At 64.9% G+C, this 25,828-nt stretch carries 25 protein-coding genes; 9 read left to right on the top strand and 16 right to left on the bottom strand.

Features of this window, described 5'->3' with window-relative positions; genetic code table 11:
• Nucleotides 1–22: 22 nt before the first annotated feature.
• The 5 genes from ptsP to gshA form a co-directional block, all read right to left on the bottom strand.
• Nucleotides 23–1,750, bottom strand: coding sequence for a phosphoenolpyruvate--protein phosphotransferase (ptsP, locus tag M52SOB_RS13510; protein WP_131112295.1), 1,728 nt, complete (start codon nucleotides 1,748–1,750; stop codon nucleotides 23–25).
• 2 nt (nucleotides 1,751–1,752) lie between these two features.
• Nucleotides 1,753–2,022: an HPr family phosphocarrier protein gene (locus tag M52SOB_RS13505; protein WP_131112294.1), complete on the bottom strand. Its 270-nt coding sequence runs from the start codon at nucleotides 2,020–2,022 to the stop codon at nucleotides 1,753–1,755.
• A gap of 215 nt (nucleotides 2,023–2,237) precedes the next feature.
• On the bottom strand, nucleotides 2,238–2,627 hold the full coding sequence (locus M52SOB_RS13500) for a PTS sugar transporter subunit IIA (protein WP_131112293.1): 390 nt from the start codon (nucleotides 2,625–2,627) through the stop codon (nucleotides 2,238–2,240).
• A gap of 8 nt (nucleotides 2,628–2,635) precedes the next feature.
• Nucleotides 2,636–3,676 (bottom strand): FAD:protein FMN transferase, encoded by a 1,041-nt coding sequence (locus M52SOB_RS13495; protein WP_131112292.1) that lies wholly within the window; start codon nucleotides 3,674–3,676, stop codon nucleotides 2,636–2,638.
• Nucleotides 3,673–4,983 (bottom strand): glutamate--cysteine ligase, encoded by a 1,311-nt coding sequence (gene gshA, locus M52SOB_RS13490; RefSeq protein ID WP_131112291.1) that lies wholly within the window; start codon nucleotides 4,981–4,983, stop codon nucleotides 3,673–3,675. Before gshA ends, M52SOB_RS13495 begins: the two co-directional genes overlap by 4 nt.
• Nucleotides 4,984–5,064: 81 nt before the next feature.
• Between gshA and M52SOB_RS13485 the strand changes: the two genes are divergently transcribed.
• The 5 genes from M52SOB_RS13485 to purU all read left to right on the top strand — a co-directional run bounded on the left by M52SOB_RS13485 (nucleotide 5,065) and on the right by purU (nucleotide 11,010).
• A complete protein-coding gene (locus M52SOB_RS13485) occupies nucleotides 5,065–6,300 on the top strand; it encodes an HDOD domain-containing protein (RefSeq protein ID WP_131112290.1) in 1,236 nt (411 codons plus the stop codon).
• Complete coding sequence (locus M52SOB_RS13480) at nucleotides 6,297–8,162, top strand: ATP-binding cassette domain-containing protein (RefSeq protein WP_431306341.1); 1,866 nt, start codon at nucleotides 6,297–6,299, stop codon at nucleotides 8,160–8,162. The genes M52SOB_RS13485 and M52SOB_RS13480 overlap by 4 nt, the downstream gene beginning before the upstream one ends.
• 181 nt (nucleotides 8,163–8,343) lie before the next feature.
• Nucleotides 8,344–9,468, top strand: a complete 1,125-nt coding sequence (locus tag M52SOB_RS13475) for a methyl-accepting chemotaxis protein (RefSeq protein WP_131112288.1) — start codon at nucleotides 8,344–8,346, stop codon at nucleotides 9,466–9,468.
• Between the two features lie 71 nt (nucleotides 9,469–9,539).
• Nucleotides 9,540–10,157 carry a bifunctional phosphoserine phosphatase/homoserine phosphotransferase ThrH gene (thrH, locus tag M52SOB_RS13470; protein WP_131112287.1) on the top strand — a complete coding sequence of 206 codons (618 nt, stop codon included), beginning with the start codon at nucleotides 9,540–9,542 and terminating at the stop codon, nucleotides 10,155–10,157.
• Nucleotides 10,150–11,010: a formyltetrahydrofolate deformylase gene (gene purU, locus M52SOB_RS13465; protein WP_131112286.1), complete on the top strand. Its 861-nt coding sequence runs from the start codon at nucleotides 10,150–10,152 to the stop codon at nucleotides 11,008–11,010. The genes thrH and purU overlap by 8 nt, the downstream gene beginning before the upstream one ends.
• Before the next feature lie 71 nt (nucleotides 11,011–11,081).
• Here the strand turns inward: purU and M52SOB_RS13460 are convergent, their stop codons facing one another.
• Genes M52SOB_RS13460 through M52SOB_RS13450 form a run of 3 tightly spaced genes read right to left on the bottom strand, consistent with a single transcriptional unit; the run spans nucleotide 11,082 to nucleotide 13,692 of the window.
• On the bottom strand, nucleotides 11,082–12,551 hold the full coding sequence (locus M52SOB_RS13460) for an ammonium transporter (protein ID WP_131112285.1): 1,470 nt from the start codon (nucleotides 12,549–12,551) through the stop codon (nucleotides 11,082–11,084).
• Nucleotides 12,552–12,562: 11 nt separating this feature from the next.
• A complete protein-coding gene (locus tag M52SOB_RS13455) occupies nucleotides 12,563–12,901 on the bottom strand; it encodes a P-II family nitrogen regulator (RefSeq protein WP_131112284.1) in 339 nt (112 codons plus the stop codon).
• A gap of 11 nt (nucleotides 12,902–12,912) precedes the next feature.
• The gene (locus tag M52SOB_RS13450) at nucleotides 12,913–13,692 is read right to left on the bottom strand and encodes a TorF family putative porin (RefSeq protein WP_131112283.1); all 780 of its coding nucleotides are present in this window, start codon (nucleotides 13,690–13,692) and stop codon (nucleotides 12,913–12,915) included.
• A 220-nt stretch (nucleotides 13,693–13,912) separates the two neighbouring features.
• On the opposite strand from M52SOB_RS13450, the gene M52SOB_RS13445 reads away from it, so the two are divergent.
• Together M52SOB_RS13445 and M52SOB_RS13440 are read left to right on the top strand one after the other, a co-directional pair.
• The gene (locus M52SOB_RS13445) at nucleotides 13,913–14,155 is read left to right on the top strand and encodes an accessory factor UbiK family protein (RefSeq protein ID WP_131112282.1); all 243 of its coding nucleotides are present in this window, start codon (nucleotides 13,913–13,915) and stop codon (nucleotides 14,153–14,155) included.
• A complete protein-coding gene (locus M52SOB_RS13440) occupies nucleotides 14,152–15,639 on the top strand; it encodes a YifB family Mg chelatase-like AAA ATPase (RefSeq protein WP_131112281.1) in 1,488 nt (495 codons plus the stop codon). Before M52SOB_RS13445 ends, M52SOB_RS13440 begins: the two co-directional genes overlap by 4 nt.
• A 24-nt stretch (nucleotides 15,640–15,663) precedes the next feature.
• Here M52SOB_RS13440 and M52SOB_RS13435 read toward each other — a convergent pair whose 3' ends face one another.
• The 3 genes from M52SOB_RS13435 to M52SOB_RS13425 all read right to left on the bottom strand — a co-directional run bounded on the left by M52SOB_RS13435 (nucleotide 15,664) and on the right by M52SOB_RS13425 (nucleotide 17,940).
• Nucleotides 15,664–16,935, bottom strand: a complete 1,272-nt coding sequence (locus tag M52SOB_RS13435; RefSeq protein ID WP_131112280.1) for an MFS transporter — start codon at nucleotides 16,933–16,935, stop codon at nucleotides 15,664–15,666.
• 10 nt (nucleotides 16,936–16,945) lie between these two features.
• Nucleotides 16,946–17,485, bottom strand: a complete 540-nt coding sequence (locus tag M52SOB_RS13430; RefSeq protein ID WP_131112279.1) for a redoxin domain-containing protein — start codon at nucleotides 17,483–17,485, stop codon at nucleotides 16,946–16,948.
• A 62-nt stretch (nucleotides 17,486–17,547) separates the two neighbouring features.
• Nucleotides 17,548–17,940, bottom strand: coding sequence for a rhodanese-like domain-containing protein (locus tag M52SOB_RS13425; protein ID WP_131112278.1), 393 nt, complete (start codon nucleotides 17,938–17,940; stop codon nucleotides 17,548–17,550).
• A 125-nt stretch (nucleotides 17,941–18,065) separates the two neighbouring features.
• Between M52SOB_RS13425 and metH the strand changes: the two genes are divergently transcribed.
• Both metH and M52SOB_RS13415 read left to right on the top strand, forming a co-directional pair.
• Nucleotides 18,066–21,806: a methionine synthase gene (metH, locus tag M52SOB_RS13420; RefSeq protein ID WP_131112277.1), complete on the top strand. Its 3,741-nt coding sequence runs from the start codon at nucleotides 18,066–18,068 to the stop codon at nucleotides 21,804–21,806.
• Nucleotides 21,807–21,828: 22 nt separating this feature from the next.
• Nucleotides 21,829–22,296 carry a hypothetical protein gene (locus M52SOB_RS13415; RefSeq protein WP_131112276.1) on the top strand — a complete coding sequence of 156 codons (468 nt, stop codon included), beginning with the start codon at nucleotides 21,829–21,831 and terminating at the stop codon, nucleotides 22,294–22,296.
• On the opposite strand, the gene M52SOB_RS13410 is transcribed toward M52SOB_RS13415, so the two are convergent.
• Genes M52SOB_RS13410 through ruvX form a run of 5 tightly spaced genes read right to left on the bottom strand, consistent with a single transcriptional unit; the run spans nucleotide 22,297 to nucleotide 25,795 of the window.
• A complete protein-coding gene (locus M52SOB_RS13410; protein ID WP_131112275.1) occupies nucleotides 22,297–22,629 on the bottom strand; it encodes a DUF1840 domain-containing protein in 333 nt (110 codons plus the stop codon).
• Nucleotides 22,626–23,924 carry a dihydroorotase gene (locus M52SOB_RS13405; RefSeq protein ID WP_131112274.1) on the bottom strand — a complete coding sequence of 433 codons (1,299 nt, stop codon included), beginning with the start codon at nucleotides 23,922–23,924 and terminating at the stop codon, nucleotides 22,626–22,628. The genes M52SOB_RS13410 and M52SOB_RS13405 overlap by 4 nt, the downstream gene beginning before the upstream one ends.
• Nucleotides 23,921–24,910: an aspartate carbamoyltransferase catalytic subunit gene (locus tag M52SOB_RS13400; protein WP_131112273.1), complete on the bottom strand. Its 990-nt coding sequence runs from the start codon at nucleotides 24,908–24,910 to the stop codon at nucleotides 23,921–23,923. Before M52SOB_RS13400 ends, M52SOB_RS13405 begins: the two co-directional genes overlap by 4 nt.
• Nucleotides 24,907–25,413: a bifunctional pyr operon transcriptional regulator/uracil phosphoribosyltransferase PyrR gene (pyrR, locus tag M52SOB_RS13395; protein WP_131112272.1), complete on the bottom strand. Its 507-nt coding sequence runs from the start codon at nucleotides 25,411–25,413 to the stop codon at nucleotides 24,907–24,909. The genes M52SOB_RS13400 and pyrR overlap by 4 nt, the downstream gene beginning before the upstream one ends.
• Entirely contained in the window at nucleotides 25,388–25,795 is a 408-nt protein-coding gene (ruvX, locus tag M52SOB_RS13390; protein WP_131112271.1) for a Holliday junction resolvase RuvX, read from the bottom strand. The genes pyrR and ruvX overlap by 26 nt, the downstream gene beginning before the upstream one ends.
• Nucleotides 25,796–25,828 lie beyond the last annotated feature (33 nt).

Here is a 25,828-nt window from a genome sequence, read left to right as displayed (position 1 = left end):
CCCTTGATCACCTGTGGATGACTCAGAGCGCTTCGACCATTTCGCGTATCCGCTCCGGCTCGTCTGAGCGCAGGATTTTCGCCACCTTCGTGGCGAGCCGCTCGGTATCGGCCATCACGACCTGCTGCTTCACTTCGAGCAATTGCGTCGGGTGCATCGAAAACTGCCGCAATCCCATGCCGAGCAGCAGCCGGGTGAGTTTCGGGTCGCCGGCGAGCTCGCCGCAGATGGCCACCGGCATTTCCGCCTTGTTCGCGGTCTGGATCACCTGGGCCAAGAGGCGCAGCACGGCGGGATGCAGCGGATCGTAGAGGTGGGCGACCGCTTCGTCGGTGCGGTCGATCGCCAGCAAGTATTGGATCAGGTCGTTGGTGCCGATCGAGAGGAATTGCAAATGGCGCAGAAACGGCCCGAGCGCCAGTGCGGCAGCGGGAATCTCGATCATGCCGCCGATGGCGACGTTTTCCGCGAACTTGCAACGCCGCTCGCGGAGCTGTTGCTTGGCCTGCTCGACCATCGCCAGCGTCTGGACGATCTCGCTGTGATGCGCGAGCATCGGCACCAGGATGCGCACCTGGCCGAAATGCGCGGCACGCAGGATCGCGCGCAGCTGGGCGAGGAAGATCTGCGGCTCGGCCAGGCAATAGCGAATCGCCCGCAGGCCCAGCGCCGGGTTCGGCACCTGGCGCTCCGCACCGTTCAGTGCGCGTGCCGTCTTGTCGGCGCCGATGTCGAGGGTGCGGATCGTCACCGGTTTGCCGGCGAGCGCCTTGGCGACCTGACGGTAGGCTTCAAACTGCTCGTCCTCGTCCGGCAGCGTATCGCGGTTCATGAACAGGAACTCTGTGCGGAACAGGCCCACGCCGTCCGCGCCCGCCTGGCGCACCTGTTCGATGTCCTGCGGCAGCTCGATGTTGGCCTGCAGGCTGATCTCGACGTCGTCGAGGGTGACGGCGCGCGCACTCTTCAGGCGCTTGAGCTTCGAGCGCTCGAGCTCGAATTCGCGCTTGCGCAAGCGGTATTCTTCGAGCACGCGCTCGTCGGGATCGACGATCAAAACGCCGCGCCGGCCATCGACGATGACCAGGTCGTCCTCGCGCACCAGCGCACGCGCGTGGTGCAGACCGACGACGGCGGGAATGGCGAGGCTGCGGGCGACGATCGCGGTATGCGAGGTGGCACCGCCCAGGTCGGTGACGAAGCCGGCGATCTTCAGGTGCTTGAACTGGATCGTGTCGGCAGGGGAGAGATCGTGCGCGACGATGACGATCTCGGCATCATTGCCTTTCTTCGACAACCGGCGCGGCTTGCCGGAGAGCGCGCGCAGGAGGCGTTCGACCACCTGGACGATGTCCTGGCGGCGCTCGCGCAGATAGCTGTCGTCGATTTCGTCGAACTGCGCGACGAGTTCTTTCATCTGCTGCACCAGCGCCCACTCGGCGTTACAGCGCCGCTCGCGGATCAAGTCCTTCGGCACGTTGGCGAGCAACGGATCGTCGAGGAACAGCGCATGGACACCGACCAGCGCGGCGAGTTCGCTCGGTGCGCCCGGTTGGGCGGCTTCTGCATTCAGGGCGGCGAGCTCCGCGCGCACCGCGGCGAGCGCCGCGTCGAAGCGGGCGATCTCGGCAGGAATGTCACGCTCGCGGATCGAATAATGGACCACCTCGAAGATGGCATGCGAGATCAGATGGGCACGGCCGATGGCGATGCCCTGGGAAACGGCGAGGCCATGCACGGTGAAAGACATGTTTATTCGTCCTCGCCGAAACGATCCGCGATCAGCGCGAGGATCGCGGCGAGCGCTTCATCGGCACGCTCGCCTTCGGTGTCGATGGTCACGGTGCTGCCCTTGGCGGCGGCCAACATCATCACGCCCATGATGCTCTTGGCGTTGATGCGGCGGCCATTCTTTTCCATCCATACCTCGCAGGGAAAGCTGCCGGCCAGCTGGGTGAGTTTCGCCGAGGCGCGCGCGTGCAGCCCCAGCTTGTTGACGATCGTCGCTTCGGCTTTCGGCATCGGTTCAACCCAGATTGTCCATTGGAACACGAGCGGGTTTCGAAGGCGAGGGCAAGCAGGTTTGCGTCCCCGCGACGAGCCAATAACGGTGTCTATTGGCGAGGAGGGGGGGCGCGAAGATGCCGCCCGCAGCCCGAAAGCCGCCGTGTAGGGCGATGAAATGATCGTTGCGCATGCTCATGGCGAATCAGCCCGGTCTAATGGACGATCTGGGTTCAATGTCTCAACATGTCGAGCACGCCATCGCGGCCACCGCCGGTGGTGCGCTTCAACAGCGTCTCCATGTCGCGGTCGCGGTAGGAAAGCGCCCGCAGCAGCATCGGCAGATTGACGCCGGCGATGCCTTCGACATGGCCGGGCTTGAGCAGCTTGCCGGCGAGGTTTGCCGGCGAGGCGCCATAGATGTCGGTGAGGATCAGCACCCCATCGCCGCTGTCGACGAGCTTGAGCATCTTTTTCGCCAGCGGCAGGAGGTCGTTCGGGTCGTCGCCGGCGGCCACACCCAGTTGCAACAATTGCACCGGCCGTTTGTTGAGCACATGGCAGGCGCACTGCAACAGTGCCTCACCCAGCGTATCGTGAGTGATGAGAAGAATGCCAATCATGGGCAAAATTATTGCACGACGCCGATGGTGAGATTGTCCATCGTGAAATGCAATCGCGCCTGCATCGCCGGCGTGACATAGACCCGCCCCTGCGCATCGATGCGCAGCACCTGCGTCACGTCGAGGCGGCGCGCCAGTTCGCGCCAACGATCATTACTGATGAACAGCGGCTTGGTGAGCACATCCGAGCGCATGCCGGCATCCGCGCCCGGCGGAATCAACACGGTGAGCGACTGGGTACCCTGCGCTGGCGCGCCCGTGCGCGGATCGATCAGGTGACAGTAACGCTTGCCGTCGAGCTCGAAGAAGCGCTGATAGTCGCCGGAGGTGCCGATCGCTTCGCCGTCGTGGAGTTCCAATGTGGCGATGACGCCTTCGCCGGCGAGCTCGACGCGCGGATGGCGGATGCCGACACGCCAGGGCACACCGCCCTTGCTGCCCAGCGCGAGCACATTGCCGCCGATGTTGATCAGCGCGTCGTGGATGCCGCGGCGTTTGAGAAGCGCCGCGGCACGATCGAGCGCGACCCCTTTCAGATAGCCGCCGAAATCGAGCGCCACGTCTGGGTTCTTCGACGTCACGGTGCCGTCGTCGGCAACCGACAGGTCGGCGATCGACGGTTTGGCGGCGACGAGTTGCTGCAATGCCGCGGCATCCGGCAGCGCCGGCTTGAATTCGTCGCTTTGGAAACCCCACAGCGCGATGATGCGGCCGATGCCGGGATCGAACAGGCCATCGCCTTGCCCGGCCAGCCGCTGTGCGGTGCGGATCAACCCGGCGAGCTCGGCAGAAACCTTGTGGGGTCGTCCGGCGGCGATCGCCTCGTTCAGCGCGGTGAGCTCGGAAGGTTGCCAGGCATGATAGGCGCGATGCAGACGGTCGAATTCACGCAGCACCTCGCCGAGCGCCGCCTGCGCCTCGGCTTCAGCCACGCCGGCCACCTGCACCTCGACACGCGTGCCGAAGACATAGGCTTCCTGCGCCACCGGCACGGGGTGCCCGCAAGCCGCGAGCAGCAGGGCCAGCAGTCCGGCGAACCAAAGCCTCATGCTTCGCCGTATTCCTCGAGCTCGCAGGCCGCGGCCAGCAGCGCCAGCCGCGCGATCACGCCATAGGCATAGAAACGGTTGGGTGGGGCGTCCGGGTTCTGGGTCGTGTCGGGCAGCGTGCAGCCGGTCTCGAAAGCGAGCGGCTTGAAATGCATGCCCGGCGCGTTGAGGTTTTCATCTACACCGCGCTGGGTATGCACGCGATAGAAACCGCCGACGACGTAGCGATCGATCATGTAGACCACCGGTTCGGCAACGCCCTCATCGACGGTTTCAAAGGTCGGCACGCCTTCCTGGATGATCACCTCGGTGACCTGCAGACCTTCCTTGACCACGGCCATCTTGTTGCGCTGACGGCGGGAGAGCTCGCGCACTTCGCTGGCATCCTTCACCGTCATGATGCCCATGCCATAGGTGCCGGCGTCGGCCTTGACGACGACGAAGGGAGTCGCATCGATGGCGTATTCGCGGTATTTGACGCGGATGTGGTGGAGTAGCTTGTCGATATTTTCGGCGAGACATTCGATGCCTGCTCGCTGCTGGAAATCGATCTTGCCGCAGACGGCGAATTCTGGATCGATCAGCCAAGGATCGATGCCAATCAGCGCGGCGAACTCGCGCGCGATGCGCCGGTAGGCGGCGAAGTGCTGCGACTTGCGGCGCGTATGCCAGCCGGCGGAGAGAGGCGGGATGACGAATTGCTCGTGCAGGTTTGCCAGGATCGGCGGCACGCCGGCGGAAAGATCGTTGTTGAGCAGGATCGCGCAGGGATCGAAGCCCGTGTCGCTCGCGAGGCCGAGGCGTCGCCCCAGCCCGTCAGTGCCGGTCGAACCGAAACGCCGCAGCGGTTCGAGCGTCAGCGTCTGGCCATCGGGCAGACTGAGTGGGGTGGGCTGGCTGATTTCCGGCAACAGCGAGCCGATGCGCACGTTGAGCCCCGTATGGCGCAGGATGGCTGCCAGCCGCGCGACATTCATCAGATAGTATTGGTTGCGCGTGTGATTCTCGGGGATCAAGAGCAGGTTTTTCGCCTCGGGGCAGATCTTCTCGATTGCGCTCATCGCCGCCTGGACGCACAAAGGCAGCATCGCCGGGTCGAGGTTGTTGAAGCCGCCCGGAAACAGGTTGGTGTCGACCGGCGCGAGCTTGAAACCGCTGTTGCGCAAATCGACGGAAGCGTAGAACGGCGGCGAATGTTCGAGCCACTGGCCGCGCAGCCAGCGCTCGATGGCGGTCTCATTGTCGAGGAAGCGCTTCTCGAGCGTCAGCAGCGGGCCGGTCAGCGCCGTGGCGAGATGGGGAACCATGATCGACCATGTTACACCAGCGTATCCTCTGCCCGACTTGGCGTGCGGTCGTAGAATCGGCGCATCGAGAGGAGCCGCACCATGGATGGACACAATCCCCGGACATTCGAACTCACGGTGGCTGCCGACGGCGCCACAGGCCCAGGGCAGGGCGTCCTGGCCGCTTTCGTGCCCGCGACGGCCCACACGCCGCCGCTGGTGGCGCTGGCCTGCGATCCGCGCCATGATCCCGGCCGCACGATAGAGGAACTGGCACCCCACGCCATCGCGTGGTTGCGCGGCGAGCTGATGGATGCCGTCGCAGCCGCGGTATGGGTGGTGATCGACAACTACGGGCGCTTCTATCGCGCGACGCCCGAATCCTTCTCAGGAATCGGCGCCGGCATGGCACCGCTTGTTGCTTATGCGCCTTTCAGCAAGGGTTATGGCATCGACGCGTTCTACGCCGATATCGGCGCTCCGGGCGAGGCGGCGATCGAACTGCTCACTGCGATCGTCGAGCAGCCCAGCCAGAACCCGATGACGCCGCCGATGACCGAGTTCCTCGACGCGATCGAATCCCACGGCAATCTGCCGGCGCCCGGTATGATCTTCCACAAGGTCTCCGTGGCCGCCGAGGAAGGCGACGCGCGCCGGGTCGCCAGCATCATCCAGCCCGACCCGGTGATTTCGACGCTGGTGATCAATTACGCCAATGCGGCGCGTTTCGCCGCCAGCGGCAAGACCGCCTCGGTGCCGCAGGCGGTGACCCGGCTGGGTACCAGCTTCGTCAAGCGGGTGGTGTTCGTCGCCGACATGATGGCACGTTATCAGAAAGGCGCTTGTCCGGAATTCGATTATCGCGGCTTCTGGATGAATGCCGTCGCCACTGGCGCGGCGATGCGCGCACTGCTGCCCGAGTATGGCGTTCCCGCTGCTCGTGCCGACGACGCCTTCACCACGGGTCTGGTCGCCGGCATCGGCTGGCTCGCCGTCGCGGAGACCTATCCTGCCCTGATGACGCGCTACCTCGAGCGCTGTAAAGGCGCCGATCCGATCACCAAGGCGCGGGCCCAACGCGAGATCTTCCCCTGCGAGATCTGCAAGGTGTCCGAACGCTATCTGCAGCGTTTCGAGTTTCCCGAATGGGTATCCGCCGCGGCCGCCGGCCGCAGTGAAGTGGATCGCCAGTGGTACGACATCCTCGCGCGCGCGATCCGCATCGGCCAGGCGCTGGCGCCCTTCGAGTGTCTGGCGATCCCCACCACCGTGCCGGTTCCCGACGCCTGCCGCGCCGAATGGCAGAACTGGCAGGGCTTCGTCGCTTCGATCCGTTGATCCTCACCCGAAACCTCACTTTCGGCCGTGCCGGCCGCATGCTCGTCGCGGGCGCTTCGCTGCAATTACACCCGGGCTGGAAAGTAGGGCTCGTCGGCGCCAACGGCTGCGGCAAGTCGTCTTTTTTCGCCCTGCTGCGCGGAGAACTGCATGCCGAGGCAGGCGATCTCGACCTCCCGCCCGGCTGGCGCATCGGCCATGTCGCACAGGACACGCCAGCCCTGCCAACGCCGGCGCTCGAATTCGTACTCGATGGCGATACCGAGCTGCGCGACATCGAGGCGGAACTCCTCGATGCCGAAGACGCCCATGACGGCCACCGCATCGCCGAGTTGCATGCGCGGCTTGCGGACATCGGCGGTTATGCGGCGAAGGCGCGCGCGGCGGAGATTCTCGACGGCCTCGGCTTTGCGCAAGCCGATCACCAGCGGGCGGTGGCCGAATTTTCCGGCGGCTGGCGGGTGCGTCTGAACCTCGCGCGAGCGCTGATGGCGCGCGCCGATCTCCTGCTGCTCGACGAGCCGACCAACCACCTCGACCTCGACGCGGTGCTGTGGCTCGAAGGCTGGCTGAAGAGCTTTCCCGGCACGCTGATCATGATCTCGCACGACCGCGACTTCCTCGATGCCGTGGTCGACCACATCCTGCATATCGAGGCCGGCGCCATGAAGCTTTACACGGGGAACTATTCGGCCTTCGAGCGCAGCCGCGCGGAACGGCTCGCGCGGCAACAGGCGATGTATGAAAAGCAGCAGCGCGAGATCGCCCACCTCAATGCCTACGTCGAACGCTTCCGCGCCAAGGCCACCAAGGCGCGCCAGGCGCAGAGCCGGCTGAAGGCGCTGGCGCGCATGGCGCTGATCAGCGCCGCGCATGTCGATGCGCCGTTCCATTTCAGCTTTCTGGCGCCCGAAGGATTTTCCGATCCGCTGCTCTTGGTCGAGGCGGTGAAAGTCGGCTATGGCGGGACGGCACTCCTCGACCAGGTGAGGCTCACACTGCGTCCCGGCAGCCGTATCGGCCTGTTGGGCCGAAACGGCGCCGGCAAGTCGACGCTGATGAAACTGCTGGCGGGAGAGCTCCCGCCCCTGGCTGGCCGGCGGCTGGAAGGACGGCATCTGGTGATCGGTTATTTCGCCCAGCATCAGATGGAGCGCCTGCGGCCGGACGAGTCGCCCCTGCAGCATTTGATGCGGCAGGAACCGCAGACGCGCGAGCAGGAATTGCGCGATTATCTCGGTGGCTTCGACTTTCGCGGGCAGATGGCCGAGACACCCTGCGGCAACTTCTCCGGCGGTGAGAAGGCGCGGCTGGCGCTGGCGCTGATGATCCGCACGCGGCCGAATCTGCTGCTGCTCGACGAGCCGACCAACCACCTCGACCTCGAAATGCGCGAGGCGCTCACGCTGGCGCTCCAGGAAACCGAGGCCGCCGTGGTGCTGGTCTCTCACGATCGCCATCTGCTACGCACCACGGTCGATGAACTCTGGCTGGTGGCCGATGGCAAGGTGCAACCCTTCGACGGCGATCTCGACGACTATGCCGCCTGGCTTGCCGCGCGCCGCGCGGCGGCAAAGCCGGCAAGCGAAACAAAGCCGGCGACCAGTCAAGATGCCCGGGCGGCGAAAAAACAGCAGCAGGCCGAGCGGCGCCGGCTCGAAAAGGAAGCCGAGCGGCTCGAAAACGAACTCGCCGCCTGGCAGGCGGAAAAGTCGGCGCTGGCGGCACGGCTCGGTGACCCGCAACTCTATGCCGACCGCGCGTTGGCGGCCGAACTCGCGCGCCGCGACGCGGAACTTGCCGCGCAAATCGAGGCGGCGGAAGCGCGCTGGCTCGAAGTGCAGACGTTGCTCGAAACGTAAGCAGCCACGCACGATCAATCCGCCAAATGACTGGCAGCAGGCTCTCGTTCATCGCGCATAGCCTGCTGGCCATGGGAAAAACGCCTGAGCAGGGGGAAAACTCCAACATTGCGGCATTAATTAAATTTCAATATGCTTGGCATATATCCATGTTGCCATTAACGTTTTTGGAGGGCGGACCATGTTTGGCTCATCACGTAAAGAGATCGAGGCGCTACGGAGCGAGCTGTCTGAGACCCAAGGCCGCGAACGCGCGGCGCAGGAGCGCCTCGCCGCGCTCGAGGACCGGCTGGCTGCACTCGAGACGAAGTGTGCCGAAAAGCAGGCACGTATCGCCTTTTTCGAGGGCTTGGTCAAACACCTCTACGAGTTCGGTGAATCGACAAAATCGGTACAGACCACGATGGCCACCATGGCACAGGTGCTCCGCAGGGAAACCCGGGAGGTAGTCAAAGCCGCGGGCGAAACTGCCCATAGCCAGCAATCGGTGCACCGTTTAACCGAACACATCGATCGCCTGATCGAGCGTGCACGAGCGAGCGCCTTGGCCATCGATCAGTTGCACGAGCGCACGGCCCGTATCAATGGCATTGTCAAACTGATCAAGGAAATTGCTGATCAGACCAACCTGCTGGCTTTGAATGCCGCGATCGAGGCTGCACGCGCGGGGGAGCAGGGGCGCGGATTCGCAGTCGTGGCTGACGAGGTGCGCAAGCTCGCTGAGCGCACTACCGCGGCCACAGGGGAAATTTCTCAGTTGGTAGCGCATGTGCAGGAACAGGCGTCCCAAGCCAAACTGCAGTCGGAAGTCAATCCGGAAGAAATGAACGCGATCCAGCGAAACGGCGAAGAGGCCTTTGCCAGCATCGACGGGCTACTCGAAATATCGCGGGACATGACGCAGACTATCGCTGCCACGGCCCTGCGCAGCTTCATCGAGACGGCCAAGAAGGATCACTTGGTTTTCAAGATGGAGATCTATCTCGTCTTCCTTGGTATTTCCGACAAGAATCCAGAGGACTTCGCCAGCCATACCACCTGCCGGCTCGGCAAGTGGTATTACGAAGGAGATGGCAAGGCATGTTTCTCGCAACTGTCAGGCTATGGTGCTGTCGAGGCTCCTCATGTGCTTGTTCATCAGCATGGCCAAACGGCAGTGCAAGCCTATCGTGACGGTGATTATGCAAAAGGCCTCGCTGAGCTCGGTGCAATGGAAGCGGCCAGCAGGGAGGTGCTTCAGCATCTCGAAACCATGGCAATCGCCGGCGAACACGATCCCAGCACCCTCTGCGTCCAGGATTTGTAATTTGCAGCCGCCGTCCTCGACAGGGTGGTCGAGTAGAATCGCGGCTTTCATTTTTTCCGGGAGCCTTGGCCGTGCAACTCGTCTGTCTCGACCTCGAAGGGGTGCTCGTCCCCGAGATCTGGATCGAATTCGCCGAGCGCACGCGCATTCCCGAACTGCGTCGCACCACGCGCGACGAGCCGGATTACGACAAGCTGATGCGCTACCGGCTCGATCTGCTGCGGCAACACCAGCTCGGCCTGCCGGACATCCAGCAGGTCATCGCCGGCATGGGGCCACTGCCCGGCGCGAAGGAATTTCTCGACGCCTTGCGGCGCGACTATCAGGTGATCATCCTCTCCGACACCTTCTACGAATTCGCGATGCCGTTGATGATCCAGCTGGGCATGCCGACGCTGTTCTGCCACCGGCTCGAGACCGATGCCGCCGGCTTCGTCGCCGCATACCACCTGCGCCTGCCGAATCAGAAACAGGAGGCGGTCAAGCGCTTCAAGGAGCTCAATTTCCGCGTCATCGCCGCCGGCGATTCTTACAACGACACCGCGATGCTTGCCGAAGCGCATGCCGGTATCCTGTTCCACCCGCCGCAGAACGTCATCGCTGAATTCCCGCAGTTTCCCGTCGCGCTCTCTTATGACGCGCTGCGCAGCGAAATCGACCGGGCCGCAGCGAGGGTCGGCGATGTCTAGCGGCCGCTTTTACACGCTGGCTGCCTCCTGCCCGGACAAGAGCGGCATCATCGCCAAGGTGACCGGCTTCATCGCCGCCCATGGCGGCTGGATCACCGAATCGAACTTCCACTCCGATGCCATCGCCGGGCGCTACTTCATGCGCATCGAGGTGAGGGCCGACTCGCTGCCGTTCCTGCTCGCCGAGTTCCGCAGCCGCTTCGCGCCGATCGCGCAGGAACTCGACATGGACTGGAAGATCACCGACAGTGCGGTGAAAAAGCGCGTCGTGATCCTCGTCTCCAAGCAGGAGCACTGCCTCTACGACTTGCTGGCGCGCTGGCAGTCCAAAGAGCTCGACATCGAGATTCCCTGCGTGATCTCGAATCACGAGACCTTTCGCGGCTTCGTCGAATGGCATGGCATTCCCTTCCACCACGTGCCGGTGACGCCGGAGAACAAGCCGCAGGCCTTCGCCGAGATCCGCAGGCTTTACGAGGAATCGCGCGGCGACACGATGGTGCTGGCGCGCTACATGCAGATCCTGCCGCCTGAGTTCTGCAATTCCTATCCTGGCCAGATCCTCAACATCCACCACAGCTTCCTGCCGTCCTTCGTCGGCGCCAAGCCCTACCACCAGGCCTATGCCCGTGGCGTGAAACTGATCGGCGCCACCTGCCACTACGTGACCGCCGAGCTCGATCAGGGACCGATCATCGAGCAGGACGTGATCCGCATCGACCACTCCGACTCGCCCGACGACATGGTGCGCTACGGCAAGGACATCGAGAAAACGGTACTCGCGCGCGGTCTGCGCTACCATCTGGAAGACCGCGTGCTGGTGCATGGCAACAAGACGGTGGTGTTCAGATGAAAAACGGGCGCCGATGCCGGCGCCCGAAACCGCATGGGAAGCGGAGGGAGGGTAAAGGAGAGGTAAATCGATCAGTAGTGGTAGGCCGACTCGCCGTGGGCGGTGATGTCGAGCCCTTCGCGTTCCTCGTCCTCGGGCACGCGTAAGCCCACCAGCAGATCGACGATCTTGTAGCAGATGAAGGCGACCACACCCGACCAGACGATGACGGTGCCGACCCCCCAGAGCTGGCTGACGATCTGGGCCGCCATGTCGTACTCGCCGACGGCATTGGCGACGTAGTCATACACACCGGTGCCGCCCAAGGCCGGCGAGGCGAACACGCCGGTGAGGATCGAGCCGAGGATGCCGCCGACGCCATGCACGCCGAAGACATCCAGCGCGTCGTCCGCACCGAGCAGCTTCTTCAGGCCATTGACACCCCACAGGCAGATCACGCCCGCCAAGAGGCCGATGACGATCGCGCCCAACGGGCCGACGAAGCCGCAGGCCGGCGTGATCGCCACCAGCCCCGCGACCGCACCTGAGGCGGCGCCGAGCATCGAGGGCTTGCCCTTGAACAGCCACTCGGCGAACATCCAGGAGAGCGTCGCGGCGGCCGTGGCGAACAAGGTGTTGACCATCGCCAGTGCGGCGGTGCCGGTGGCTTCGAGGTTGGAGCCGGCGTTGAAGCCGAACCAGCCCACCCACAGCAGTGCGGCGCCCACCATGGTCAGGGTGAGGCTATGGGGGGTCATCGCTTCACGGCCGAAGCCGACGCGCTTGCCAACCAAGTAGGCGCCGACGAGACCGGCCATCGCGGCATTGATGTGCACCACCGTGCCGCCGGCGAAGTCGAGCGCGCCCTTGGCCCACAGGAAGCCGGCGCCGGCGAGCACCTTCTCGAGCGAGGCCGCATCGGTGATCGCATCCGGGCCATCCCAGTACCAGACCATGTGCGCCATCGGCAGGTAGCTGAAGGTGAACCACAGCACCGAGAACAGCAGCACGGCCGAGAACTTGATGCGCTCGGCGAAGCTGCCGACGATCAGCGCGGTGGTGATCGCGGCGAAGGTGGCCTGGAAGGCGACGAATACCAGCTCGGGGATGACGACGCCCTTGCTGAAGGTGGCGCCCACCGAGTCGGGCGTGACGCCCATCAGGAACAGCTTGTCGAAGCCGCCGATGAAGGCCGAGCCGCCGGTGAAGGCGAGGCTATAGCCATAGATCGCCCACAGCACGCTGATCAAGGCGAAGATGACGAACACCTGCATCAGCACCGAGAGCATGTTCTTGGCGCGCACCAACCCGCCATAGAACAGCGCCAGCCCCGGAATGGTCATCAGGATCACCAGAACGGTGGCCATCAGCATCCAGGCCGTGTCGCCCTTGTTGGGCGCCGGTGCGGCGGCGGGCGCTTCGGCTGGGGCGGCTGCGTCGGCCGACGGGGCGGCGACGGCTGCAGCCGCTGCCGTTGTGCCTGGCTCATCGGCCGCCAGCACGACACCCGAGATGCCGAGCAGACTGATGGCGGTGAGCAAGATTGCAAAAAGCTTCTTCATTTGGAATCTCCTTAGAGGGCATCCGTGCCGGTTTCGCCGGTGCGGATGCGGACCACTTGTTCGAGGTCGAAGACGAAGATCTTGCCGTCACCGATCTTGCCGGTGCTGGCGGACTTCTCGATCGCCTCGATCACCTGGTCGAGCATTTCGGATGGAATCGCGGCCTCGAGCTTCACCTTGGGCAGGAAATCGACGACGTATTCCGCGCCGCGGTAAAGTTCCGTGTGCCCTTTCTGCCGGCCGAAGCCCTTGACTTCGGTGACGGTGATGCCCGTGACGCCGACGGCGGAAAGGGCTTCACGCACCTCGTCGAGCTTGAACGGCTTGATGATGGCGGTGACGAATTTCATGACGATTCCTTTCAGAAGGTCTTGCTGAAGGTGAGGAGCAGTCGCGCCTTGCCGAGGTCCTTGTCGTAGGCGTTGCGATAGGGTTGGCCGACATCGCCCTTGGCGTTGGTATCGACATAGGCGAGCCCGATCGAGCCGAAACCGACGTCCTTGGTCACGCCGAGCTTCCAGTCGGTGTAGGAGGCATCAGCGAAGTTCTTGATTTTCTGGTGGCCGACATGCCCGTTGACGCCCCAGCCGTCGCCGAGGTCATAGCTGGCATTGAGTTCCAGGTAGCCGCTGCCGCGCGTTTTCTCGCCATTCGGTCCGACCCAGCCGAAGATGTGGCTGGAGGTGACATAGGAGTATTTCGCCGAGAGCCATTTCCAGCCGAGACCGACATAGACTTCGGTGGTGTCGGCTTTGGTAAAGCCGCTCGGGTAAGTGCCGGGATAGTTGTAGGTCAGCACGCCAACGTCGTAGCTGAAGTCGCCGGCGAAGCTGCCCTTGTAACCGCCATAGACGTCGAGCTCGAGGCTGGAGCTGATGCCGCCGAGATCGGAGAGCCAGGAGATGTTCGAACCCCAAATGCCGGCATACAACCCGCTGCTGTGGGCGTAGTCGAAGCCGCCTTGCAGGGCAGGCTTGCGGTTGGTCTGACCGATGCCGCGGTAGATGTATTCGGAGGCGAGCGTGATGTTGCCGGTAAAGCTGTGCTCGGGGGTCGGCGCCGGATCGGCGGCAGTGGCGACGAGCGGCAGGGCGGATGTGACGATGCCGGCGATGACGATTGCGAGAGGTTGGGTTTTCATCGTGGTCTCCAATGACAGGTGAAGGGAAAGTTTGCAGGGGCTTACTGCACTTCCCGTGCCAGCGTGGAAAAAACCAGCGGAATCAGTTAGTTACGCTGTAACATGGTAGGCCTGCCGCCGGTGTTGCCGTCCGTCTTGCACAAACTTGGCGCAGGCTGTTCCTGCCGTTGCACCGTGCCGGTGCTACACTCGAAGCGTCATCGATCGATAGACCGCCATCATGCTCGACCCAAAATTTCTCGAAGACATCAGTGGCAAAATTTCTGCGCTCATCGCCAAGACGCCGGCTGCCGACATCGAAAAGAACCTGCGCGCCCTCCTGACGGCGCAGTTCGCCAAGCTCGATCTCGTCACGCGCGAGGATTTCGAAATCCAGAAGGAACTGCTCGCTCGGGCGCAGGCGCGGCTGGCGCAGCTCGAAGCACGACTCGCCGAACTCGAAAGCCAGCGCAAGGCCGGATGAGTCTTGCGGTTCTGAAAAGCCGCGCACTGGCGGGTCTGGCCGCGCCCGAGGTCGCCGTCGAGGTGCATCTGGCCAACGGCCTGCCCTCCTTCACGCTGGTCGGGCTCCCCGAGATGGAAGTCAAGGAGGCACGCGATCGCGTGCGCGCGGCGATCCAGAACAGCGGCTTCGAGTTCCCCGCCAAACGCATCACGGTCAATCTCGCGCCGGCCGATCTGCCGAAGGAATCCGGCCGCTTCGACCTGCCCATCGCGCTGGGCATCCTCATCGCATCCAACCAGCTCGCGCCGCAATCGCTCGAAGAACACGAATTCGCCGGCGAGCTGTCGCTTTCCGGCGAGCTGCGGCCGGTGCGCGGCACGCTGGCGATGTGCCTGGCCGCCAAGGGGACCGGTCGAGCCTTCGTGCTGCCTGCGGCCAGCGCCGACGAAGCATCGCTCGTCAAGACGGCGACGATCCTCCCGGCGCGCACACTGCTCGAAGTCTGCGCGCATCTGACGGGTACCGCCCGGCTGACTTTTCACCAGAGTGCCGTCCCGCCAGCGCCGAGTTTCGCACCCGATCTCGCCGAAGTGAAAGGCCAGCTGCCGGCCAAGCGGGCGCTCGAAGTCGCGGCCGCCGGCGGGCATAGCCTATTGATGTCCGGCCCGCCGGGTTCAGGGAAATCCATGCTCGCGGCCCGCCTGCCTTCCATCCTGCCGCCGATGACGGAAGCCGAGGCGCTGGAGAGCGCCGCCGTGCATTCGCTCGCCGGGGGCTTCGACGTCTCGCGCTGGGGCCAGCGGCCGTTTCAGGCGCCGCATCACTCGGCCTCCGCGCCGGCACTGGTGGGCGGCGGCGCGACACCTCGGCCCGGCGAAATCTCGCTCGCCCATCACGGCGTGCTGTTCCTCGACGAACTGCCCGAGTTCGAGCGCCGGGTGCTCGAAGCTTTGCGTGAGCCGCTGGAGACCGGCCACATCCGCGTCTCGCGCGCTGCGCGGCGGGCGGAATTTCCGGCGCGCTTCCAGCTCGTCGCGGCGATGAACCCGTGCCCCTGCGGCTATTTGGGTAGCGAGCGCTGCCGCTGCACGCCGGAACAAATCGCCCGCTACCGGGGCAAACTCTCCGGCCCGCTGCTCGACCGCATCGACCTGATGATCGAGGTGCCGGCGGTGACCGAGGCGGAACTCGCCACGCGCGGCGGCGGCGAATCTTCGGCCGTCGTCCAGAAGCGCGTCGTCGCCGCGCGCGAGCGGCAGCTCGCGCGGCAGGGCAAGCCCAATGCGCTCCTTTCGCCCGACGAGATCGATCGTCATTGCCTGCCGGACTGCGCCGGCGCGGCGCTGCTCAAGCAGGCGATGGCGCGGCTCGACCTCTCGGCGCGCGCCTACCACCGCATTTTGAAAGTGGCGCGCAGCATCGCCGACCTGGCTGCTGATGAGATCGTCCGCGGCCCGCACGTCGCCGAGGCGATCCAGTACCGGCGCGGACTGGGCAGCTGAAAGTCGGCGCTGGCGGGACGGCACTCAGCCGGCCTGCCGGCAATGCGTCTCGCGCGCGAAGGGCACGACGGCGAGCGCGAGCGCCACGGCGGCGAACATCAGCCCGAAACCGGTCTGCCACGCCGCCGCGTCATAGAGGCGGACACCGTCGGACAAGGCGCCGTTCCAGTGTCTGTCGAGCAGCCAGCCGACCCCCGGCTGCAAGATGACGCCGCCGAGCAGTGGCCCCATGTTCACAACGCCGGAAGTCGTGCCCATCAAACGCAGCGGGACCGATTCCTTCGCCCAGGCAAAGCCGATGATGATGTTGCCCGAGGCGAAGCCGATGGTGACGAGCAGCGGCACCAGCAGCCACAGCGGCAGCGGCAGGAAGATCACCAGCGCCCAGCCGGCGAGGGCGACGGCGCCGCTCCCCAGGTAGAGCGGCTTGCGGCGGCCGAGCTTTTCTGACCAGTTGCCGAGCAGCGGACCGCCGAGCGCCCAAGCAGCCAGCAGCGTCGAGGTCACCGCCGCCGCGGCCTTGGGGTCGAGGCCATGCACTTGCTTGAGCCAGGGCACGCCCCAGAGGCCGCCGAAGGTCAGCACCGCCCCGGAGAAGCCGATCGGCGCCAGCATCAGCAGCCACACGTCACGGTAGCGCGCCACCGCGGCGAGGCTGGCGAGCGCCGGCAGCGGCGCGTGATGGGCCGCGTCACCTGGATGGTGACTCGTATACCCATGCTCGCTGGGGTCGTCGCGCACAGTGAGCCAGATTGCCACACACAACAGCGCGGCGAAGACGCCTGCACTGGCCATCACCGGGCGCCAGTCGAAGTTTTCCACCAACAGCCGCAGCGGCACCCCCGCCATGATGCCACCGGCCACGCCGAAGAACAGCGCCATGCCTGAAGCGAGCGCGTACTTCTGTGGCGGAAACCAGTGGCTCGCGAGCTTCAGCGTCGAGACGAAGGCGACCGCGACCGAGGCACCGACCAACAGGCGGCCGAAGGCCGCCCAGCCGAAGCTCGGCGCCAATGCGAACAGCAGGCTGCCGAAAGCGGCGATGCCGCTGCCGACCGCCAGCACGCGGCGCGGCCCGAAGCGGTCGGCCAGCACGCCGGTGGGAATCTGCATCGCCACGTAGGCGTAAAAGTAAAAGGCCGAGAGGTTGCCGAGCGCCGCGCCGCCGATGGCGAATTCCGCCATCAGTTGATCGGTCATCACCGCCGGCGCGACACGCTGGTAGAAGGCGAAGAGATAAAAGAGGGCGCCGAGCCCCCAGACCGTCCAGGCCAGGCGCAACGGGGGTGGATTCATCTGGCGAGCATCAGAGGGGGAAGGTATTGGCCCACCACAGCCGCGCACGCAATCCCCAAGAGGTCGTGTAGCCAAGGACGCGGAAGCGGATGTTGCCCGCGGGATCGACGACGAAATGGGCCGGCACCGCGCGCACCCCCCAGGCATCGGCGATGTTGCTGTCGTCGTCGGCAATGGCAGGAACTTGCCACCCGCGTTCGTCGAGGAATTCGGCAACCTCCTCGCGTTCGCCCGACTGCATCGCCACCGTGATCACCGGCCAATCGCGGGCCACGGCCTCGATATTGCCGGCATTGGCCTTGCAGACCTTGCACCAGGTGGCCCAGAACACCACCAGCCGTGCCGTGTCGCCAGCGCCGAGTTTCACCGTGCTGCCGTCGGTGCGCGTGCCGGCCAGCGGGGGCGCGACGCCGCTGGCGAGGCCGCTGTTCTGCCAGGTCGTGATCGCGGCGACGATACCGATCACGATCAGCGCTTCGAGCGCCCAGCGGCGCCAGCGTTTCGGATCGGCGAGCACGGCCCGCAGGGAGGATAGGCGAGGGATATTCATCAGCGCGCGATGTTACCGCGCAATGAGGCCTTCCTCGCGCAGCTGACTTCTTCAGTGCTTCCTCAGCACTGCTCCCAAGGGAGGCCCTCGAACCGCCAACCATTCAGCGTGCCGCGGTGGTGGTGGTCGTCGAGTTCGCCTTCGAAGCCGTGCAGCACGTTATAGACGCGGGTGAAGCCGGCCGCCTCGAGCGCGTTGCCGGCATCGACCGAGCGGTTGCCGGAGCGGCAGATCAGCACCACCGGACGGTCATGGACGTGGCCGGCGAGTTTTTTCACCTCGCCGACGAAGTGCGGGTTGATTTCCCAGTCCGGCCCGTCGTTCCAGGCCACATGCAAGGCACCTGCCGGATGGCCGACGAAGAGATATTCCATCTCGCTGCGGCAGTCGATGAACAATGCCTTCGGGTTGTCTTCCAGAAACTGGGCGGCTTCCTTGGGGGTGAGATGTTCCATGTCGTGCTCCTTTCCAATTGGGAACAATATAACTGATTCATCCATAAATCAATCATATGTCTGAGGGGCGACCGCCTGCCGTGCTAAAATCGAATGCAATTCAAATACTTCCATAACACTTCCCCATGCAGCCCGACCGTTCCCGCGAGCTGTGCGACCTGCTCGCGCAGCGCATCCTCATCCTCGATGGCGCGATGGGCACCATGGTGCAAAAGCATGGACTCGTTGAGGCCGACTATCGCGGCGAACGCTTTCGCGACCATGCGAAGGATCTCAAGGGCAACAACGACCTCTTGTGTCTGACGCGGCCGGACGTGATTACCGGCATCCACGCCGCCTATCTCGAAGCCGGCGCGGACATCATCGAGACCAATACCTTCAACGCCACGCGCGTCTCGCAATCCGAATACGGTCTCGAAGCGCTCGCTTATGAACTGAACGTGGCCGGCGCGCGGCTGGCGCGTGAAGTCGCCGACCGCTATTCGACCGCCGACAAGCCGCGTTTCGTCGCCGGTGTGCTGGGCCCGACTTCACGCACCTGCTCGCTCTCGCCGGACGTCAATGATCCGGGCTTTCGCAACATCAGCTTCGACACCCTCGTCGCCGATTACACAGAATCCGTACGCGGGCTCGTCGAGGGCGGCGCCGACCTCCTGCTCATCGAAACCGTCTTCGATACGCTGAACGCCAAAGCGGCGGTCTATGCGCTCGAAAATTTCTTCGCCGAGGCCGGCCGGCGCTGGCCGGTGATGATCTCCGGCACGATCACCGATGCCTCTGGCCGCACGCTCTCGGGCCAGACGGCGGAGGCGTTCTGGAATTCGCTGCGCCATGCGCGGCCGCTCTCGTTTGGCTTGAACTGCGCGCTTGGCGCGAAAGAATTGCGCCAGTACGTCGAGGAGATCAGTCATCTCGCCGACTGTTTCGTCTCGGCGCACCCGAATGCGGGCTTGCCGAATGCCTTCGGCGGCTATGACGAGACGCCGGAGATGCTCGCCGGCGAGATGGCGCAGTGGGCAAACGACGGCCTCCTCAACATCGCCGGCGGCTGCTGCGGCACGACACCCGAGCACATCCGCGCGATCGCGGCAGCCATGCGCGGTGTACCGCCGCGTCGCCCAGCACGATTGGTGCCACAGCTGCGGCTGGCGGGGCTGGAGCCCTGCAACATCGGCGCGGATTCGTTGTTCGTCAATGTCGGCGAGCGCACCAACGTCACCGGCTCGCGCGCCTTTGCCCGCATGATCCTCGAAGGCCGTTTCGATGCAGCCTTGCAGGTCGCGCGTCAGCAGGTCGAAAACGGCGCGCAGATCATCGACATCAACATGGACGAGGCGATGCTCGACGCCAAGGCGGCGATGGTGCGCTTTTTGAACCTGATCGCCTCGGAGCCCGACATTGCGCGCGTGCCGATCATGATCGACTCCTCGAAGTGGGAGGTGATCGAGGCGGGCTTGAAATGCATCCAGGGCAAAGGCATCGTCAATTCGATCTCGATGAAGGAAGGCGAGGCGAAGTTCCTCGAACAGGCGCGGAAAGCGCGGCGGCTGGGCGCCGCGGTGATCGTGATGGCTTTCGACGAAGCGGGTCAAGCCGACACCTTGCAACGCAAGATCGACATCTGCAAGCGGGCGTATGAGCTGCTCGTCGCCGACGGCTTCCCGCCGGAAGACATCATCTTCGATCCCAACGTCTTCGCGATCGCCACCGGCATCCCGGAGCACGACAACTACGCGGTCGATTTCATCGAGGCGACGCGCTGGATCAAGCAGAACCTGCCGCACGCGCACGTCTCGGGCGGCATCTCGAACGTCTCTTTTTCGTTTCGCGGCAACGAGCCGGTGCGCGCGGCGATCCACACCGTGTTCCTCTACCATGCGATCCGCGCCGGCCTCACCATGGGCATCGTCAACGCCGGGCAACTCGGCGTCTATGACGAGCTCGACCCGCTGCTTCGCGAGAAGGTCGAGGATGTCGTCCTCAACCGCAAGCCCGGCGCCGGCGAGGCGCTGGTGGAATTCGCGCAGACGGTGAAAGGCCAGGCGAAGGAAGAGAAACAGGACCTCGCCTGGCGAGACTGGCCCGTCGACAAGCGCCTCGAACACGCGCTGGTGAAGGGCATCACCGAGTTCGTCGTCGAAGATACCGAGGAATGCCGCGCCGCATACGCTGCCCAGGGCAAGCCGCCGCTGGCGGTGATCGAAGGGCCGCTGATGGCGGGCATGAACGTCGTCGGCGATCTCTTCGGCGCCGGCAAGATGTTCCTGCCGCAGGTGGTCAAATCGGCGCGCGTCATGAAGCAGGCGGTCGCGCATCTGGTGCCCTACATCGAGGAAGAAAAGAAGCGCACCGGCGCGGCGGCGAAAGGCAAGATCGTGCTGGCGACGGTGAAGGGCGACGTCCATGACATCGGCAAGAACATCGTCGGCGTGGTGCTCGCCTGCAACGGCTACGAGATCGTCGATCTGGGCGTGATGGTCGCGGCCGACAAGATCCTCAACACCGCGCAGGAAGTTCAGGCCGATGCGGTGGGGCTTTCCGGCCTCATCACGCCGTCGCTGGAGGAGATGGCGCATGTCGCCTCCGAGATGCAGCGGCGCGGTTTCACTGCGCCGCTCCTGATCGGGGGGGCGACGACGAGCCGCGCGCATACCGCGATCAAGATCGCGCCGAACTATCAGGGCACGGTGGTCTATGTGCCGGATGCCTCGCGCGCGGTGGGCGTGGTGACGAAGCTGCTCTCCGCAGATCAGGCGCAAAGCTACAAGGCCGAGATCGCCGCCGATTACGCCAAGGTGCGCGAACAGCATGCGGCGAAGCAGGGCGTGAAGCTCCTCTCGCTCGATGCGGCGCGGGCGAACCGCCTGCGGCTCGACTATGCGCCGTTCAAGCCGCGCCGGCCGGGCATTCGCCCACTGTGCAAAATCGATCTGGCGACGCTGGCGCGCTACATCGACTGGGGGCCGTTCTTCCAGACCTGGGACCTGCCGGGGCGCTACCCGCAGCTCCTCGATGATGCCAAGATCGGCGAGCAGGCGAGAAGCGTGTTCAACGATGCGCAGGCGATGCTGGAAAAGATCGTCAGTGAGAAATGGCTCACCGTCAACGCCGTGTTCGGCCTGTTCCCCGCCAACAGCGTTGGCGACGACATCGAGATCTATGCCGACGAGACGCGCAGCAAGGTTTTGATGACCTGGCATGGCCTCAGGCAGCAGCACGAGCGGCCGGCCGGCCAGCCGAATCTGTGTCTTGCCGATTTCATCGCCCCCAAAGTCGGCGCTGGCGGAAATGAAGACGTCCCGCCGGGCGCCGACTCACCTCGCAAAGTCGGCGCTGGCGGGACGGCACCCCTCGACTGGATCGGGGCCTTCGCCGTCACCGCGGGCCTGGGGATCGAGGCGAAGCTCGCCGAGTTCGAGGCGCAGCACGACGACTATCACGCGATCATGCTCAAAGCCCTGGCCGACCGGCTCGCCGAAGCCGCCGCCGAGTGGCTGCACGAGCGCGTGCGCATCGACGACTGGGGCTACGCGCGCGATACGGAACATGGCAAGCTCACACTCGACGACCTGATCGCAGAGAAATACCAGGGCATCCGCCCGGCGCCGGGCTACCCGGCCTGCCCCGATCACACGGTGAAGAAAGACCTGTTCGCGCTGCTCGATGTGCCGGCCCACGCCGGCATGACGCTCACCGAGAATTTCGCGATGACGCCGGCCGCCTCGGTGGCGGGTTTCTATTTCGCGCATCCCGCGGCAAAATACTTCGCGGTAACGAAAATTGGTCGCGACCAGCTTGAAGATTGGGCCAGGCGCGCCAATTACACGATCCAAGAAGCCGAAAAGTGGCTCGCCCCCCTGCTCTGACCCCGACTTTGGAGACATTCCCATGACTGAAGAAAACGACGGCCGCCTCTCCTTCAAGGAAGCGGTGGCCTATGTGATGCAGAAGCGCCAGGCCGCCTTCTGCGCGATGCCGGTATTCGGCGAAGTGACCGACGACGAAGAGCAGACCGCCGAAGGCGTGCGTATCTTCATCATCGAATATGACGGCGAAGGCGACTGGCAGCTCAGATTCATCGCCGGCCCGTTTTTCTCGAACGCCTATGCCGCGTTCGAAATCCTCGCCCCGGAGGAAGTGCCGGACAGCGTGAGGGAACTGCGTTTCCTGCCGACGCGCATCGACAGCCACTGGTACGACGAGCAGGTGCAGATCCTGCTACAGAAGCTGGTGCAGGCCAGCGGCATCCAGGCGCAGATGCCCGACTACGAGAGCATGCCGATGCGGCACGCCGAGGAGCAGGTGGTGTTTCCGGTCAATTTCATCGGCCGGGACAACGACGAAAAGACGCACTGATCAAATCCCCCAGACGACGGGTTTCCCCGCCGCGAGGGATTCTTCGAGCATCGCCAGGAGCGGCAGCGCGCGTTGGGTGAGCGAGACGCGCGGCCGCTCGCCGCCGCCCGGTTGCGTCTCGCTGCCCGGCTCGTCGGCCTGGACGAGTTGGAGGTGCGCTTCCCGATCTGCGGCGATCGCGGCCTTCAGCCGCGCGATCGCCTCCGGCAGCTGCTCGACGGTGATGATGCCCTGGTCGGTGGCCTCCTTGCCCATCAATTCCATCAGGCGTTTGGCGACATCGCCGAAATAGATCACATCGGCGCTGGCCTGCGACTTGAAGGTGACGATCATCGCAACAGTCCGTCAGTGGAATAGGCCAGATGCCCGGCCGTCAGCGTGTAGCGCACCTCGCCGCGCAGAGTGCGGCCGAGGAAGGGCGTGTTCTTGCCCTGGCTCTTCAGGCGTTCGCGCGTGACGGTGAATTCGGCGTGCGGATCGAAGATGCACAGATCGGCCACCGCGCCGGGAACGAGGGAACCACAGCCCTTGGTCAGACCGAGGATGCGTGCCGGCTCGGAGGTGATTTTGGCCAGCGCCTTGACGAGCCCGATGCCCTGCGCCTCGGCCCATTTCAGCGTCAAGGGCAGCAGCAGCTCGAGTCCGGTGGCGCCGGCTTCCGCCTGATCGAACGGAAGCTGTTTGGCATCGTCATCGACCGGCGTGTGATCGGAGACCAGCACATCGATGCTGCCATCGGCGAGCCCCGCCGCGAGCGCGTCGCGGTCGGCGGCGCTTCTCAATGGGGGATCGAGGCGCGCCATCGGGTCGAAATAGCCGATGTCCTCATCGCAGAGATGCAGGTGGTTGATGGTCACGTCGCAGGTCACGGGCAGACCGCCGGCGCGCGCGGCGCGGATCATTTCCAGCGCGGCGGCCGATGAGACACGTCGCACGTGGAGGCGCGCGCCGGTCGCGCGCGCCAGCTGTAGGATCGTCGAGAGCGCAACGGTCTCCGCCGCCACCGGAATGCCCGGCAGACCGAGGCGGGCGGCGACCGCACCATCGTGGGCGACGCCACCCTTGGTCAGATGCGCATCCTGCGCCTGCAGCCAGACCGGGAAATCGAAGGTCGCGGCATATTGCATCGCGCGCATCAGCACCTGGGTATCCACGATGGAAATGTTAGCCTGGCCGAAAGCGACGCAACCCGCCTCGGCGAGCTCGGCCATTTCGGTGAGGCGCTGGCCGGCCAAGCCGACGGTCAGCGCGCCGACCGGGTGCACCTGCGCGAAGCCCGGCTGACGCGCGCGATATTTGAGCATCTCGACCAGGCCCGGCTCGTCGAGCGGCGGGTCGGTGTCGGGCGGACAGACCAGCCGCGTGATGCCACCTGCCGCCGCGGCCGCCATCTCCGATTCGAGTGTCGCTTTGTATTCGAAGCCCGGTTCGCGCAAGCGCGCCGAGAGGTCGATCAGCCCCGGACAGACCACGCAGCCGGTCGCGTCGAGCACCGCTTCGGCGGAAAAGCCGCGCGGTGCCGTCTCACCCACGCCGACGATCTTGCTGGCGGCGATGAACACGCTGGCGGGCTGATCGAAGCCGCTCGCCGGATCGATGACGCGGCCGTTTTTGATTTCGATCTTCATTGTGCAGCACCTCCCCCCGCCAGCATGCTCATCACCGCCATGCGCACGGCGATGCCGAAGGTCACCTGCGGCAGGATCACCGCCTGCTTGCCGTCGGCGACGGCCGAATCGATCTCGATGCCGCGGTTCATCGGCCCCGGGTGCATGACGATCGCGTCGGGTTTGGCCAACGCCAGTTTCTCCGGCGTCAGCCCCCAGGATTTGAAGTATTCCTGCGGGGAGGGCAGGAGCGCGCCCTGCATGCGCTCGTTTTGCAGCCGCAGCATCATCACCACATCGACGCCGCGCAGGCCGCTGGCGAGGTCGTGGTGGACGGAAAGCGGTGCATGGGGAATCATCTGCGCCGCCGCGGTGGGCAGCAGGGTCTTCGGTCCGACCAGGCGGATGTCCGGCACGCCGAGCGTGGTGAGCGCATGGAGCTGACTTCTCGCTACCCGAGAATGCAGGATGTCGCCGACCACGGCGACAGACAGTTTCGTGAAATCCTTCTTGTAGTGGCGGATCGTGTACATGTCGAGCAGGCCCTGGGTCGGGTGCGCATGGCGGCCGTCGCCGGCATTCACGACATGGATGTGGTTACGCCCCGTCGCGGCGAGGTGACGCGCGATCAGGTAGGGGGCACCGGAGGAGGCGTGGCGGACGACGAACATGTCGGCCTGCATCGCGGCGAGATTGTCGACCGTGTCGAGCAGGCTTTCGCCTTTCGCTGCCGACGAGGTATTGATGTTGAGGTTGATCACGTCGGCGGAGAGGCGCTTGGCGGCGATCTCGAAGGTGGTGCGGGTGCGCGTCGAGTTCTCGAAGAACAGATTGAAGACGCTTTTGCCTCGCAACAGCGGCACCTTCTTCACCTCGCGCTCGGCCACCGTGGTGAAGGGCTCGGCGCGGTCGAGGATGTCGAGCAGGATCGCGCGCGACAGCCCTTCGAGGGTGATCAGGTGAATGAGCTCGCCGTGTTCGTTCAGTTGCGGATTGTCGTTGGTCATTTTTCCCCCAGGCAAAAGCGCAATTGCCCGTCCGCATCGCGCTCGAGGTCGAGGCTCTCGGTTGCGGGCAGGGGTTCGGGCAGTTTGAGGGCACACCAGGTGGGCGCGATCGGCAGCTCGCGGCCGCCGCGATCGACGAGCACGGCGAGATCGACGCGCCCCGGCCGGCCGTAATCGAACAGCTCGTTCAAGGCTGCGCGCACCGTGCGGCCGGTATAGAGGACGTCATCGACGAGGATGAGATGCGCCCCCTCGACATTTTCGGGCAGGTGCGAGGCGCGGCCGCCGGCCCGCAATCCGCTGCCGAGATGATGGTCATCGCGGTGGAAGGAAACGTCGAGGGTCGCCAACGGCGTGGCCAGGCCGAGGATGGCATGCAGGGCCTCGGCGATCCAGGCCCCGCCGGTATGGATGCCGACCAGCACGGAGGCAGGTGTGATGGCCGGCCGCATTTGCACGGCGAGGCGGTCGATCAGTTCAGAGACGGGAGGAATCTGCGGCATGTTGATTGAACCAGGCTTGCAGGATGATGGCGGCGGCTTCGGCATCGAGGCGCACCTTACGTTTGTCGCCGCTGTGCTGCGCTTCGGCTTCGAGGGAGCTGTAACGCTCGTCGGCGAATTCGACCGGCAGCCGGTAGCGCCCGGCGAGCTGGCGCGCGAAGCGCTCGCAGCGCGCAGCGAATTCATGGGGAACTTCGCGGTCGGCGTGGGCCGGCCGGCCGACGACGAGCCGCGCCGGTCGCCACTCATCGATCAACCGGTCGATGGCGGCGAAGCGCTGCGCATTGGCTGCGGCGTCGATCGTCGTCAGCGGCCGCGCGTGCGAAAGCAGGGTTTCGCCGATCGCGACACCAATGCGTTTTGCGCCGAAATCGAAGGCCATTACCGTTTCCGATTCCCGATCCCTCACAAGCTC

Origin of the sequence: Sulfuricystis thermophila (assembly GCF_004323595.1) — a bacterium.
Classification (GTDB): Bacteria; Pseudomonadota; Gammaproteobacteria; order Burkholderiales; family Rhodocyclaceae; genus Sulfuricystis; species Sulfuricystis thermophila.
This window is presented reverse-complemented; position numbering and strand designations above follow the sequence as displayed.